The sequence below is a fragment of the Marinobacter shengliensis genome, assembly GCF_030297115.1.
GTDB classification, from domain to species: domain Bacteria; phylum Pseudomonadota; class Gammaproteobacteria; order Pseudomonadales; family Oleiphilaceae; genus Marinobacter; species Marinobacter shengliensis.
Genome location: NZ_AP028062.1, coordinates 3298520 through 3311148, shown reverse-complemented (window position 1 = coordinate 3311148; position 12629 = coordinate 3298520). Strand labels below are relative to the sequence as shown.

Annotated in this window: 15 protein-coding genes; 7 read left to right on the top strand and 8 right to left on the bottom strand. The window is 58.5% G+C overall.

What is annotated here, in order from left to right:
- Positions 1–3: 3 nt before the first annotated feature.
- Positions 4–957, top strand: a complete 954-nt coding sequence (locus QUE75_RS15225; RefSeq protein ID WP_106694788.1) for a transglutaminase family protein — start codon at positions 4–6, stop codon at positions 955–957.
- Positions 958–993: 36 nt separating this feature from the next.
- On the opposite strand, the gene QUE75_RS15220 is transcribed toward QUE75_RS15225, so the two are convergent.
- From QUE75_RS15220 to QUE75_RS15205, 4 genes are read right to left on the bottom strand one after another with little or no spacing between them, the layout of a single operon-like run.
- Positions 994–1617: a DUF2894 domain-containing protein gene (locus QUE75_RS15220; RefSeq protein ID WP_286251422.1), complete on the bottom strand. Its 624-nt coding sequence runs from the start codon at positions 1615–1617 to the stop codon at positions 994–996.
- Positions 1614–2270: an OmpA family protein gene (locus QUE75_RS15215; RefSeq protein ID WP_286251420.1), complete on the bottom strand. Its 657-nt coding sequence runs from the start codon at positions 2268–2270 to the stop codon at positions 1614–1616. Before QUE75_RS15215 ends, QUE75_RS15220 begins: the two co-directional genes overlap by 4 nt.
- Positions 2270–4069: a coiled-coil domain-containing protein gene (locus QUE75_RS15210; RefSeq protein ID WP_286251419.1), complete on the bottom strand. Its 1800-nt coding sequence runs from the start codon at positions 4067–4069 to the stop codon at positions 2270–2272. Before QUE75_RS15210 ends, QUE75_RS15215 begins: the two co-directional genes overlap by 1 nt.
- A complete protein-coding gene (locus QUE75_RS15205; RefSeq protein ID WP_286251418.1) occupies positions 4066–4755 on the bottom strand; it encodes a DUF3348 family protein in 690 nt (229 codons plus the stop codon). The genes QUE75_RS15210 and QUE75_RS15205 overlap by 4 nt, the downstream gene beginning before the upstream one ends.
- A 111-nt stretch (positions 4756–4866) precedes the next feature.
- Here QUE75_RS15205 and QUE75_RS15200 point away from each other — a divergent pair, with 111 nt between their 5' ends.
- Positions 4867–5112: a Rho-binding antiterminator gene (locus QUE75_RS15200; protein ID WP_286251417.1), complete on the top strand. Its 246-nt coding sequence runs from the start codon at positions 4867–4869 to the stop codon at positions 5110–5112.
- Here the strand turns inward: QUE75_RS15200 and QUE75_RS15195 are convergent.
- A complete protein-coding gene (locus QUE75_RS15195) occupies positions 5109–6134 on the bottom strand; it encodes a hypothetical protein (protein WP_286251416.1) in 1026 nt (341 codons plus the stop codon). The genes QUE75_RS15200 and QUE75_RS15195 overlap by 4 nt on opposite strands.
- Positions 6135–6191: 57 nt before the next feature.
- Entirely contained in the window at positions 6192–6971 is a 780-nt protein-coding gene (locus QUE75_RS15190) for an SGNH/GDSL hydrolase family protein (RefSeq protein ID WP_286251415.1), read from the bottom strand.
- A gap of 281 nt (positions 6972–7252) precedes the next feature.
- Between QUE75_RS15190 and QUE75_RS15185 the strand changes: the two genes are divergently transcribed.
- On the top strand, positions 7253–8224 hold the full coding sequence (locus tag QUE75_RS15185; protein ID WP_286251413.1) for a DnaJ C-terminal domain-containing protein: 972 nt from the start codon (positions 7253–7255) through the stop codon (positions 8222–8224).
- An 11-nt stretch (positions 8225–8235) separates the two neighbouring features.
- Complete coding sequence (locus QUE75_RS15180; protein WP_286251412.1) at positions 8236–8592, top strand: chaperone modulator CbpM; 357 nt, start codon at positions 8236–8238, stop codon at positions 8590–8592.
- Positions 8593–8621: 29 nt separating this feature from the next.
- Here QUE75_RS15180 and QUE75_RS15175 read toward each other — a convergent pair whose 3' ends face one another.
- Positions 8622–8798, bottom strand: coding sequence for a DUF6435 family protein (locus QUE75_RS15175; RefSeq protein WP_286251411.1), 177 nt, complete (start codon positions 8796–8798; stop codon positions 8622–8624).
- A gap of 110 nt (positions 8799–8908) precedes the next feature.
- Here QUE75_RS15175 and QUE75_RS15170 point away from each other — a divergent pair, with 110 nt between their 5' ends.
- Positions 8909–9505, top strand: coding sequence for an acyl carrier protein phosphodiesterase (locus QUE75_RS15170; RefSeq protein WP_286251410.1), 597 nt, complete (start codon positions 8909–8911; stop codon positions 9503–9505).
- Here QUE75_RS15170 and QUE75_RS15165 read toward each other — a convergent pair.
- The gene (locus tag QUE75_RS15165) at positions 9491–10453 is read right to left on the bottom strand and encodes an NAD(P)H-dependent flavin oxidoreductase (protein WP_286251409.1); all 963 of its coding nucleotides are present in this window, start codon (positions 10451–10453) and stop codon (positions 9491–9493) included. The genes QUE75_RS15170 and QUE75_RS15165 overlap by 15 nt on opposite strands.
- Positions 10454–10568: 115 nt before the next feature.
- On the opposite strand from QUE75_RS15165, the gene QUE75_RS15160 reads away from it, so the two are divergent.
- Entirely contained in the window at positions 10569–11300 is a 732-nt protein-coding gene (locus QUE75_RS15160; protein ID WP_286251408.1) for a DsbA family protein, read from the top strand.
- 294 nt (positions 11301–11594) lie between these two features.
- Positions 11595–12614: an oxygen-dependent tRNA uridine(34) hydroxylase TrhO gene (gene trhO, locus QUE75_RS15155; protein ID WP_286251407.1), complete on the top strand. Its 1020-nt coding sequence runs from the start codon at positions 11595–11597 to the stop codon at positions 12612–12614.
- The last annotated feature ends 15 nt before the right edge of the window (positions 12615–12629 follow it).

Here is a 12629-nt window from a genome sequence, read left to right as displayed (position 1 = left end):
GTCATGACATTTGTCCGTTACCATGTGCGTCATGAGACCCTGTACCAGTACGATCAGCTGGTGGGGGAGTCCCACCATTTGCTGAGGCTTACGCCGCGGGCTCTGCCTTGGCAAAAGAACCTTGAGCATCATCTGGCGATCTCTCCAGAGCCGTCGGCAAGGCGTTCTTTCCTTGATTGCTTTGGCAACCGGATTACCAAGATTCATTTCAACGCCGATCATGAGTACCTGGAGATCATCAGCGAATTCTGGGTGGAGCTGCGCGACCGGCCCCAACCCTCGGCATCCGCTGCAAAAATGCCGTGGGAGATCGCGCGTGACAACCTGCGATACCGGGCAGATAGAAAGTTCCCGCCGGACCACCTGCAGGCCACCGCCTTCCGGTTTGTCTCCACCAATGTGCCGATAGATTCGCAATACGCTGCCTATGCCCGAGAGGCCTTCCTACCGGGACGACCTCTGGTGGAGGCGGCGGATGCCCTGATGCGGATGATTCATCGCGACTTCAAGTTTGATGCGACGGCGACGGAAACCTTCACCCCGGTGGAACAGGCGTTCAAGGCCCGTCGCGGGGTATGCCAGGATTTCTCCCACATCATGATTGCCTGTCTGCGCTCGATTGGCCTGGCCGCCCGTTACATGAGCGGTTATATCCTGACGCATCCGCCGGAGGGCAAGGAGCGGCTGGTTGGCGCGGATGCCACCCATGCCTGGGTGGCCGTATTCGTGCCGGATTTCGGCTGGTTGGAGCTGGACCCAACTAATGCTTTGCGGCCGGATCTGGAACACATCACCCTCGGTTGGGGCCGGGACTTCTCTGATACCACACCGATGCGCGGCGTGCTGCTGGGCGGTGGTGATCATGAGCCGGAGATTGCCGTGACCGTTGTCCCGGAAGAGGAATTTGCATCGCTATACTCGGATGGCGAAACCTACCTGGAAGAAATCTCCCCCTGAGCGGGGAGGCCTTGTTCCGGCGTGAGGCTCGTTACGTCAGAGGTTCTTCTCCAACCCTCTTTTGGCCAGTCGCTCCAACGCCAGCAACGTATCGGTATAACGGGCAAACCGCTCCAGATACTCCGGCGACAACGTCTGCATTTCCGCAAGCGCCCGGCTAACCAGCCGGTGTGCGTTCATCGGCCCCGCCTCTTTCGGGGTGCTCTCAATCGCATGGCGGATGCGCTCCTGAAGGGCCTGAGTGCCCTGATCCGCTCTTGCTCTGATCATCGCCTTGAGCGGTTGTGGGCTGTTGGAGCTTGATGCCGTGCGCGTTTGCTCCAGCTCTGAAGTCTCTCCAAACACCCTTTGTTCCAACGTTGATCTCGGGGCTTCGGCCGGTGTCTCTGTGATTTGATTCAGCCGGTCCAGCAGGGATGAAATGGGGGATGGCTCAGGGGCAGCGGGTGCCTGCCTGGGCTGCTCGGCACCCTCTAACCTGGCCTGATAATCGGAAATGGCCTGCTCTAGCTTCCGCCAGTGACCGCCCTGCTGGAGTCCGTTCGCACGCAGGCGCTGTTCGAAGGACTCCAGATAACGAAAGCGAACCGGATCAAACCGGTCTGCGCCTTGTTGCTTCAGGTTCTCTAGCAATGAAAGGCTGGAGGCTTGGTTCATCATCCGTTGCCTGCCCCGGTTTCGGGTTCCGTGGCCGCCGAAGGTGCCCGGGGCACGGTACTGATTTCCACTCGTCGGTTCTGGGCTCTTGATTCGGCATCCGTGTTGGGTACCGCTGGATGGTGCGGGCCGAAGGCGGCGGCGAAGACGCGGTCGTTGGGCAGGCCCAGTTCTGTTAACGAACGGGTGACGGTGAGCGCCCGCTGGGCCGACAGGCCCCAGTTATCCTGGTAACGGTTGCCAGGATGCATGGGCAGGTCGTCGGTGAAGCCGCTCACCATCAGAAGTTCATCGTGCTGCTCCAGGTAGGTTTGCAGGGGCCGAATCAGCGATTCCAGAATCTCCTCACCTTCGGTCTGCAGTTGGTCCGAGTTCAGCTCAAACAGTACGTTGCCGCTGATGCCGATGCGGCCATCCCGAAAGGTGACCAGGCCCTTGGTGAGCGGGTCTTCCAGGGCCTGTTCCAGGGCGATTCGACGTTGCTCTTCCGCTTCCCGCTTCTCGATTTCCTGGGCCAAGGATTGGCTGAGTTCCAGTTGAATGCCGATTACCCACACCAGGATCAGCGCCAGAATACCCACCAGCGCCGCCATCAGGTCTGAGAAAATGGCCCAGACCGGTGCCGATTGCTGTTCGCCGCCTTCTAGCTGTTCCATCAGCCAGCCTCGCTGGGTTCGGCCCGGCGCAGTGCTGCGGCGGCATCAATCACATCTTTCTGGGTGCTGACGCTCAGGTCGATCACTTCCCGTGCCTGGGCCACGTAATAGGCCAGTTGCTCATCGTGGCGGGTGCCGGCGTTATCCAGCGCTTTCTGGATATCCGCCAGGCTGTCGACAACCTGCTGGTTGGACTGGCTGAACAGCTCAATGGCCTGCGCGAACGCATCGCTCAGGGCCCCCACTTCCTGGCTGCTGCCGGTGATGTCGTCGCCCAGTTTGCCCAGCTGCTGGCTCTGTTCCTGAATCAGAGTGTTGAATCGCTCGCTGATGCCGATCAGCGTGTCGCCGGCGCCACTGATCAGCGACGCCACCGCATCTCGCTGGCTGTCGGCGGTGCTGCGCTGGTTTTCCAGCAGGCTGTCCAGTTGTTGTACCAATCGCTGGCGTTCTTCCAGCAGCTCGTTTTCCCGCTCGCTGTTGCGGGCGATTTCCGACTGGAGCTGGCGGATCACTTCGGCGGCTGCCTTCGGGGTTTCGGAGGCGGTTTCGATCAGGCGGGTCATGGGGGCTTCCAGCGCGGTGCCCAGCTCTGACAGGTGTTTGGTCACCGTCGCTTCAAGGCTCTCCATGCGTGCCGCAGACGCATCAGCGCGACCGGACTCCTGCTCCCTGAGTGCGGAGAGCTGTTGGCCAATGGTGGTGACCAGTTGCTCAAGGCCGGCTTTCTGGTTTGTCACCAGCTCTGCGGTGTTACGACTGAAATGTTGCTGGTATTCCGCCAGATTTTGCTGCCAGCGATCGCCAGCCTCACTGGTGGTTTTTTGAAAATCGGTGGTCATTTCAGCCAGTTGCTGGCGGGCATCATCCGCCCAGTTCTTTTGCAGGGACCGGGCATTGCTCTGAAGCTGCTCCATGGCACTGATGACAATAGGCTCAATCCGCCCTACTGCCTGCTTTGCGCTGTCATCCAGCGCGGATTTCAGGGAGTTGGCGACGGAATCGGCCAGGGCCTGGTAGTGGTTGCCAACGGTACTGTGGAATTCCTGTTGGTTACGGGTCAGGGACTGTTCCAGTTGTTGACCCAGCTGTTCCATGCGCGTGGTCATACGTTCCATGGCCGACGCCATCTGCGGCAGGGCTTGTGCCTGGGTTTCCAGAGCCTGGAACGCCTGCTGGCGTTGATGGTCGGCAGACAGGTGGTGCAGTTTCTCCCGCAGGGCAGTATCCAGCGTGCGGGATGCCTGTGCCCGGTCCCGGCGGCTCAGCGTAGAGGCCAGCCCCAGCATGGCGGAGGCGGCCACACCGGCAATGGAGGTACCAAATGCCAGGCTCAGCCCCGCGATGGGGGCGGCCAGCGCACTGCGGATGGCGCTGAGTTCGGTGCTGTTATCCAGGGCCGAGGCGGCACCGCCCAGGGTCACGATCATGCCGGCAAAGGTGCCCAGCAGGCCCAACATCACCAGCAGGCCAGTCAGGTAGGGGGTGATCTGCGGCCCGGGCAGGGCAGCGGCGTGGCCTTCGATGCGACGTTGAGCCGGGTATTGAAGCGGCTGGGGCAAGGTATTCAACCAACGGGAAACCTGGTCCTGGCTTTCCGGCAGTTGGCCGACTTGCCCGGCCAACTGCCGGGTTTGCCGGCGAAAGTTCACCAGCTCGCCAAAACCCAGGCAATACACCGCGCCAATCAGACCGGTGAACGCCAGGGCCAGCAGGTCAGAACCAATAAAGCCTGCGCCAATCCAGCTCACGACAGCAAGGCCGATGGCGAACGCCAGGGTAAAGAACAGTTTACTCATGGGGTGTTATTAACCTCATTGTGGCAGGCTTCAAGCAAACCCAGCACCGGTTCCAGCCGAACGTCCAGTTCAGCGAGTAACAAGGCCTGCGCTTCCTCGCAGTAACGGTGGAACCAGTCGTGGGGTGCCTGGCCTGATGTTTGGGGTTGTTCATCGGATGTTTGTAAGGCCCGGAATCGTTGTTCCAGCACCTGGGATACCGTGGAAAAACACTGGCCGGTGTAGCCGGCCATGGTGTGATCGAACACCGCGTCCAGCTCAGCCAGGCGGGCCAGGCTCTGGCCCTGATCTTTCATGGATTTGCGTACTTTATCCCTGAACTGGCGGCTATTGGCCGCGATCTTGCGCTGTAATGCCAGCCAGGCATTTAACACCGGCTCACATTCCGGCTCGCCTTCAAGTTCCAGTTCATCGGCCCAGGTGTGAACGCGGCGGACCAGTGCCCGGCGGGTGATGGCCAGCTCGGCGGTCAGCTTATCGACCACAGCACCTTGCGCCTGGCCGGGCTGCCGAGCGCGGTAGGCCGTGGCGGCGTCCAGGGTCATGGTGTCGCCCAGGCCAAACAGCCGGCTCAGGCGCTCTGCAAAACAGGGCAGGGCGTCAGTAGTCGCAGCTGTGCCCAGATGGGCCAGCTGTGCGAGCAGTTTGGATGGGTGGCCTGTTTGTGCCTGAGGCTGGTATGGCATCCGTTCGGTGTCTCACTCCGTGATCAAATCTTGCAGTTCTGAAAAAGGGCTATTCTACTCAGTATGGAACACGAAACATAATGACTGACGGGATAGAAACTGAGTGTGGATATGATCACTTGTCATCAGTCGGACTACCTTGAAATCGCCTGCTTGTACAGGATACCGGTGTCGTTGGCCTGGGGTGACGGTCGCGAGGTGGTAGGAATGCCACGGGACACCGGGTACAACGACCGGAAGCAGGAGTGCCTGTTAATGCAGGTTGACGGTCAGGAACGCTGGATCGTTCTGGAAGGCGTGTCGACGATGACCGCTTTGCAGGAAAACCGGTACTTTGACCGGGTGGACTTTGACTAGTTCAGGCCATAACGCCGGGGCCGCTCAAACCGATAGAAGCCCTCCTCCTCTTCCCGCGCAATGGTGGGCGCTGCAATGCCAAAATGTTCTTCCCGCAGGTGGTTGAGTGCCGATTCCAGTTCTTCACCGGCCAGACGTTGGGAAAGCGTCTGCCGTTTCGCCATGTAGGCGTTTCCGTTCTGCCATTTTTCTTCCCGAAGCTGGTCTTGTTTTGCCATTCGCTCCAACGCGGCCTCTGGATAGCCGAAATGCCGGCGCAGATCGGTAATGGTTTGCTGCCGCTGATCCGGTGGTAACTGGTGTAAATGGCTTTGCACGCTGTCCAGACTGAACAATGCATGGCCCAGCGCACCGGAGCCGGCGAATTGTCGGGTCATGTCGCTACCGTAGATTTCCTCGGCACGGGTGTGCAGTTGGTGGGCAAGTTCGGTTAACTGGAGTTCCCCGGATTCCTCCAGATTGGAGACTGCCTGCTGGAACCGCTGGGATTTTTCTTCCAGAAACGAGGCTTCTTCTCCCCAGATCTGGCTCGCCAGCGCACCAAACAATGCTTCGCGTTGCTGCCAGAGTTCAGTGTCGCGCTGCAGCGGCTGCAATGCCTGTAACCGAAGCTCGTTGTCATCCAGCCATTCGTGATAACGGTCCAGGTTTGCCAACAGCGTCAGAATCTGAGCGGCGGTATCGGGAAAAGCTGTCTCAACGGCATCGCGGAATAGCGCAGCGCCATGACGGGTGTCGGCCTCAATCAACCCCCGCCGCTCGTTATACAGCCGGGCCTGTGTTGCCGGCTGATGGATGCTTTCGCCATAGATTTCCAGGTACTTCACCGCCAGTTCCAATACCTGATCCGGAGCCTGTCGGCTGGTTTCGCCGGGCGCGGATACGGCCTGTGTTTGCTTTGCCTCGAGGGCGTTGGCGCGCTTTTGGGCGTCGGACTTGCCCGCTTCCTGGGTAATATACATCCCGCTGGCCATGGTCAGCCCTGTAAACGCCGCGAGTACAATCCAGCTTTGAGCTCTCATGGTGTTCCTCAGGTTGTCGGGCGGCCCCGGTAAGAGGCCGCCCAGTGGTTGCGGGGCTTAGAGTAGCGGCTGCAGTTTCGGCCAGATCAGATCGGCGATTTTCTTCGAGCCGCTGTCGGCTGGGTGAATACCATCAAAGATGATGTCGCTGTCGTTAATCACGCTTCGCGGATCAACAAAGGTGCAGTCAAGCACCGAGTTTCGGCAGGCTCGTGCCAGAGTGGCGTTGCCGTAGTCGACCGCCTCCTTCATATCTTTAAGGCGAAACAGCCCGTTCTTGGTGTAGTAGTAACCCAGAAGAACGCCATTTTGTACTCCGGCTTGGGCCACTTCATTTAGAAAATCCACGCCTTCCACGTAGATGTCATCGATAAAGTCCCGGCATTGCTTGCTCAGTCGGCCAAAACGCCACCATGGGGTTTTGCAGTTATTGGAATTCAGCGCGATGGCCGGAATCAGGATATCGTTACCACCAGCATCGCCCACCATCGTCTTGATGTCCGGGTTGTCGGCTACGGCTTGCCGGAACTGATTGGGGATAGACGGGGCGATCAGCTCGCCGGACAACTGGGCGCCAGACACGGTGTAGCGCCGGAAGGTCTCACCGGCCTTGGCTTCCAGTTGGTTCTGGATCTCGCCAGACAACGCAAAGATGGAATCACCAACAAAGACAACCTGATTGTTGTCGGCATCGGTCACCTTGTCGTTACTCAACAGGTAACCCAGTTCGCTACATCCGGTGAACAGGGCTGCCATTAACAGGGCGGCCACGGCTTTGGTCAGGCTGGCGTTAACAGCAGCCGGCAGGTACATCGGTTTTTTGTGATTGTTGTTCATAGTGCAACTCCGTTTGTAAGGGATAGATACTCCAAATACTGGGACTGCAGCATGAATAGTGGTCTGAAAGCCTGGGGTTTTGAAATGCTGTGGCTGGTTAAAAATTGTCCTAATCGGCCAGCGTCCGGTAGTTGTGAGCGGTGTCACGAAAGCTTGGGGGGAGCGCGACAATATTGGCTTTGACCCAACGCAATTCCGGAACACGCCCGCCTTGTATTTTCCGCGCCAGCGTCAACTATTAAGTATCAGAGCATTACCTTTGATCAGACGTGAGGAGTTCCATGGACTTCAAAGACTATTACGCCGCCCTGGGGGTGAGTGAGTCTGCCTCACCCGAGGACATCAAAAAGGCCTATCGCAAGCTGGCGCGAAAGTATCACCCGGATGTCAGCAAGGAAGAGGACGCCAGCGACAAATTCAAGGAAGTCGGGGAAGCCTACGAAGTTCTGAAAGACCCCGAAAAACGCGCCGAGTACGATCAACTGCGCAAGTACGGCGCCCGTGCCGACGGCTCGTTCCAGCCGCCTCCAGGTTGGCAGAGCTCATCCGGCTTTGGTGGTGGCGGCTATACCGAGGCCGATGCCCGGCAGTTCAGTGACTTTTTTGAAGAGATCTTTGGCGGTGGCCGTGCTGGCGGATTTTCCGGTGCAGGTTACAGCGGTGGTTTCCGGCAGGCCCGTTCCATGCGTGGTGAAGATGTGCATGCCCGCCTGGCGCTGTTTCTGGAGGAAGCCTTCCATGGCTGTGAAAAGCAGGTGTCGTTTACGGTACATGAGCCGGATGACCACGGCCGGCTCATCGCACGCAGGAAGACCCTTAACGTCAAGATACCGGCTGGCATGCGCGAGGGTCAGCATATCCGCCTGAAAGGGCAGGGCGCGCCGGGTATGGGCGGCGGCGACAATGGGGATCTGTTTATCGAGGTGGAACTGGCGCCGCATCCGCACTTTACCGTGGAAGGCACTGATGTGGTGATCACCGTACCAGTGGCCCCCTGGGAAGCCGCGTTGGGTGCGACCATTACCGTGCCAACCATTGGTGGCAAGGTGAACGTGAAAGTGCCAAAGGGTTCCACCAGTGGCCGAAAACTCCGGCTCAAAGGCAAGGGCTTCCCGGGCAAGCATCCGGGTGACCAGATTGTGGTGTTGCAGGTCGCCATGCCAGAGCAGCACTCGGCTGAGGCTGAATCGCTTTATGAAAAGCTGGCGGAGCTAGAGAAGAACTTTAATCCACGCAGCAAGTTGCACGTGTGAGCGGGGTGGGTATGACACGCAAAGACCAGATCCTGACCGTAGAAGTGGCCGACGAAAACGGTAATACCTTCACCCTGCGTGAAGTATGTGAACGGGGAGACTGCCACGCTGAGTTTGTCATCAAACTGGTAAATTACGGCATCATAAGCCCGGTAGAAGACATCACTGAGGCTCGCGAGTGGCAGTTTGATATGGCGGCCCTGGCCCGTTTGCAGAAAGCCTTAAGGTTGCAACGAGACCTAAAACTCAACCTGCCCGGCCTGGCGGTTTCCCTTGATCTGATCGATGAGGTCAACGACAGGCGTCGGGAAGTGGCGCGCCTCAATCAGCAGATCAGGCAGTTGCTGGGAGACTCAGGGAAGTCGTAATTCGGGCGAGCGCTGTCCGGTTCAACCTGTCAGCGCTTGCCCTGCTCAAGGCTCTGGATTTCCGCGTACAGTTTTTCCGCTTCTTCCATCAAGGTGCCGTGGCTGCGCAAATCGCCGTTACGTTGGGCGTGCAGCGCCTTGGCCAGTTTGTCCTCATACGCTTTTTGCAGTTTCTTCTTCGGGTCGCCTTTCAAAAATCCCAACATACTGGTCGCTCGGTTGCTGTGTTTATGCAAAGGTATACGGAACAGGCCCCGCAGAGTTCACCGTGGACTGACCGCAACATGCTCAATGATCAAAATGGTAGACATTCAGAATGAACCACCTGGCCCACACCTTCCTCGCCCCGGACTCCCCGGAGGCCCGTGTGGGCAGCATCCTTGGTGACTTCTGCCGAGGTATTAGGCTGGCGGAGTTGCCGGAGCCGGTGTTGCTGGGCGTGCGCCACCATCGGGCGGTGGATGCCTTTACTGACCAGCATCCGGAAGTGCGGGCCAGCAAGCAACTGTTCTCCAGCCAGCGCCGACGCTTTGCCGGTGTGGCGCTGGACATTCTTTATGATCACTACCTGCTGCGGCACTGGCAGAGGTTCAGTGACGTTGATCATCACCGGTTTGTGCGGGGCGTGTATCGGGAGCTGACAAGTCACGAAGATGTCATGCCGCCAACCATGGTCAAAGTGACCCGCCGGATGGTTCAGCATGACTGGTTCGGCGCCTACGAAGACTTCGAAAACATTGGCTATGCCCTGGATCGCGTGGCCGGTCGAATCCGCTTCGCCAATCAGTTTGCCGGCATCATCGAAGAAATCCGGGCTAACGATGAACAGCTCGAAGCCCGGTTTCTCCAGTTCTTTCCGGAACTGCTTAACTTCGCCGAAGCGGAAGCCGCCAGCCTGTCAGCCCAATCGTGAACGTGCCTGCTGGTACTCCTCTTTCAGCCGGTCTACCAGCGCCTGAACACTCGGAACGTCGTGAATCAGGCTCACCCCCTGGCCAGCGGACCAGACGGTTTTCCAGGCCTTGGCCTCGTCGTCCATGGGCTTGAGCTTCTCGCCGTAATTCACATCGCCGGCCTTATTCAGCTTCGCCATATCAAAACCGGCTGCCTCCAGGCTCTGGCGCATAAAACTGGCGGGAACCCCGGAAACCGCCGGGGTGTGAATAATATCAGCGGACACCGCCTCAATAATCATGTTCCGATAGGCATCCTCCGCCTCGGATTCCTCGGTATTGATAAACCGGGTACCCATGTAGGACAAATCTGCCCCCAGGGCCTGCGCGGCGAGCAGGTCTTCACCATGAGACAGCCCGCCCGCCAACAGAATCGTGCCGTCAAACACCTCGCGAATCTCGTGCACCAACACAAACGGATTCACCGTGCCGGCATGGCCGCCGGCCCCGGCACTCACGGCAATAATGCCATCCACCCCGGCTTCCGCCGCCTTGCGGGCATGCTTCTGATTGGTCACATCATGGAACACCAGCCCACCATAACTGTGCACCGCCTCCACCACCTGGCTGGCCGCGCCCAGTGACGTAATCACCATCGGAACCTGGTGTTTCACACATAGCTCCAGATCCGCCTGCCAGCGGGGATTGGTGCGATGCACCACCAGATTGACCGCATAGGGCGCGGTAACTGAGTCCGGATGGGCCTGCTTCCATTGCGCCAGCTCCGTATTCATCTGAACCAGCCATTCCTCAAACCCCTCACTGCTGCGCTGGTTCAGGGCCGGGAAACTTCCCACCACGCCCGCCTTACAGCAGGCCAGCGCCAGCCGGGGCGAAGAAATCAGAAACATCGGCGCGGCAATCAGGGGTAATGACAGAGAATCTTTGAGCTGAACGGGCATTGGCATGATTGGTCCTTGATTTTTATTGGAACTTTCTCAGGATATAGGGGATCTTAGCCTGCCCGACGAGCAGTGGACAATCGTTCCAACGGGTGACAGGACAAAACAAAAGGAGCCCACCATGGGTGAAGCAAAAAGACGCAAACAAACCGGCGCCCCCGCACCGCGTAAGCACCGAAACAAAAAACCGGCCATCATCGGCATCTCTGTTGCCGTTATCGCCGTTGTCGCAGTGGCCGTCTACTTCCTGACCCAACCACCCAAACCAACCTCCGAGGCACTACCGGTAGCCGCCCCCAACGCATCAGAATTCCCGGCCTTCCTCGACCAATACGGCATTTCCGTGGGCCCGGCAGACGCCCCGGTTGTGGTCCGCGAATTCGCCGACTACCAATGCCCCGCCTGCGCCAGCTTCGCCTCAGCCAGCAAACGCCTGAAACAGGAATACGTAGACACCGGCAAAGTCCGCTTCGTCTACTTCGACCTGCCCCTACGCCAACACCAAAACGCCGTCCCCGCCGCCCAGGCCGCCCGCTGCGCCGGAGACCAGGGCCAATACTGGCAGATGCACGACAAACTCTACGACGCACAAAGCGAATGGAGCGGCTCCAACGACCCGGTAGCCACCTTCACCCGCTACGCAAACGGCCTCGGCCTCGAAGAACGCCGCTTCCGCCGCTGCCTGACCACCGAACTCCACAAAGAAGCGGTAGAACAAAGCCTGCAAGTGGCCACCCAGATGCGCGTAATGAGCACCCCAACAGTGATGGTAGACAACATCCAGTTAACAAGACCAGGCTGGGGTCAGTTGTCGGCGGTCGTTGAACGTGAATTGAATAAAGCGGATAACTAATCACTTGTAGCCGACTCATCTTGACGGCAAATTGAGAAGCTAGCCGTTGGCCGGGGAAGGTCTCCCAAAAGCCTGCGGAGCCATGGATGGCGGAGCGGAGCGTACAGGGATGTATACACAGCGTCTTTTGGGAGGCCTTCCCCGGCCAACGGCGGGCTCCAGGGTGCCAAGATAAGGGCTTCCCCAACTTGCACCCAACCCCCAGTTGGTTAAACTTTGCCCCCTAAACGGCCAACCCCCGTGACAATTATCAAACCATGCTCCGGATTTACGATCCGGCCCGCAGGAGAAACCATGAGCAACGAAATAGTCGTCTGCGCACTCTACAAGTTCGCAGTATTGAATGATTACAAAGACCTACGCCAGCCCCTGCTGAACCTCATGCTGGAAAAAGACGTCCACGGCACCCTGCTGCTGGCACGGGAAGGCATCAACGGCACCATCGCCGGCAGCCGCCAGGGCATCGACGCCATCAAAGCCTGGATCGCCAGCGATGACCGATTCGACGGCGTGGACTACAAAGAATCCTTCGTAGACATCCAGCCCTTCAAGCGCACCAAGGTCAAACTCAAAAAAGAAATCGTCACCATGGGCGTTGAAGGCATCGACCCCAAACGGGTGGTTGGCACCTACGTCGACCCCAAAGCCTGGAACGACCTCATCTCAGACCCCGAAGTACTGCTGGTAGACACCCGCAACCAGTACGAAGTTGAGATTGGCACCTTCAAAAACGCCGTCAATCCGGCCACTGACACCTTCCGGGAATTTCCAGAGTATGTGAAACAGAACCTGGACCCCAGCAAACACAAGAAAGTCGCCATGTTCTGCACAGGCGGCATCCGCTGTGAAAAATCCACGGCGTACCTGAAAGAACAGGGGTTCGATGAGGTATACCACCTCAAAGGCGGCATCCTGAAATACCTGGAAGAGGTGCCCCAGGAACAGAGCCTTTGGCAGGGCGAGTGCTTCGTGTTTGACGACCGGGTAACCGTCAACCACAGCCTCGAACGCGGCGATTACGACCAGTGCCACGCCTGCCGCCGGCCAATCACCGAAGAAGACAAACAACGCCCGGAATACGAACAGGGCGTGAGCTGCCATCAGTGCATTGAATCACTGACAGAAGAACAAAAAGCCCGGTTCAAGGAACGTGAGCGCCAGATGCAACTGGCCCGGGAACGCGGGGAAGCGCACGTGGGTGGTGAAGCCGCCCGCGTTATTGCTGAGCGGAAGGCCCGCAAGAAGGCCGAAAGGGAAGAACAGGCCCGCAAAAGTCTGGAGGGGGAGAAAGTTCGTAAGGTTGTTAACAACTGAAAACTAACCCAACCA

Excerpts from the sequence above, each read along its gene's own strand:
- QUE75_RS15225 (WP_106694788.1), top strand. The coding sequence starts at position 4 with ATGACATTTGTCCGTTACCATGTGCGTCATGAGACCCTGTACCAGTAC.
- QUE75_RS15210 (WP_286251419.1), bottom strand. The coding sequence starts at position 4,069 with ATGAGTAAACTGTTCTTTACCCTGGCGTTCGCCATCGGCCTTGCTGTC.
- QUE75_RS15205 (WP_286251418.1), bottom strand. The coding sequence starts at position 4,755 with ATGCCATACCAGCCTCAGGCACAAACAGGCCACCCATCCAAACTGCTC.
- QUE75_RS15165 (WP_286251409.1), bottom strand. The coding sequence starts at position 10,453 with ATGCCAATGCCCGTTCAGCTCAAAGATTCTCTGTCATTACCCCTGATT.
- QUE75_RS15185 (WP_286251413.1), top strand. The coding sequence starts at position 7,253 with ATGGACTTCAAAGACTATTACGCCGCCCTGGGGGTGAGTGAGTCTGCC.
- trhO (WP_286251407.1), top strand. The coding sequence starts at position 11,595 with ATGAGCAACGAAATAGTCGTCTGCGCACTCTACAAGTTCGCAGTATTG.
- QUE75_RS15190 (WP_286251415.1), bottom strand. The coding sequence starts at position 6,971 with ATGAACAACAATCACAAAAAACCGATGTACCTGCCGGCTGCTGTTAAC.
- QUE75_RS15200 (WP_286251417.1), top strand. The coding sequence starts at position 4,867 with ATGATCACTTGTCATCAGTCGGACTACCTTGAAATCGCCTGCTTGTAC.
- QUE75_RS15195 (WP_286251416.1), bottom strand. The coding sequence starts at position 6,134 with ATGAGAGCTCAAAGCTGGATTGTACTCGCGGCGTTTACAGGGCTGACC.
- QUE75_RS15160 (WP_286251408.1), top strand. The coding sequence starts at position 10,569 with ATGGGTGAAGCAAAAAGACGCAAACAAACCGGCGCCCCCGCACCGCGT.
- QUE75_RS15215 (WP_286251420.1), bottom strand. The coding sequence starts at position 2,270 with ATGGAACAGCTAGAAGGCGGCGAACAGCAATCGGCACCGGTCTGGGCC.
- QUE75_RS15180 (WP_286251412.1), top strand. The coding sequence starts at position 8,236 with ATGACACGCAAAGACCAGATCCTGACCGTAGAAGTGGCCGACGAAAAC.
- QUE75_RS15170 (WP_286251410.1), top strand. The coding sequence starts at position 8,909 with ATGAACCACCTGGCCCACACCTTCCTCGCCCCGGACTCCCCGGAGGCC.
- QUE75_RS15175 (WP_286251411.1), bottom strand. The coding sequence starts at position 8,798 with ATGTTGGGATTTTTGAAAGGCGACCCGAAGAAGAAACTGCAAAAAGCG.
- QUE75_RS15220 (WP_286251422.1), bottom strand. The coding sequence starts at position 1,617 with ATGATGAACCAAGCCTCCAGCCTTTCATTGCTAGAGAACCTGAAGCAA.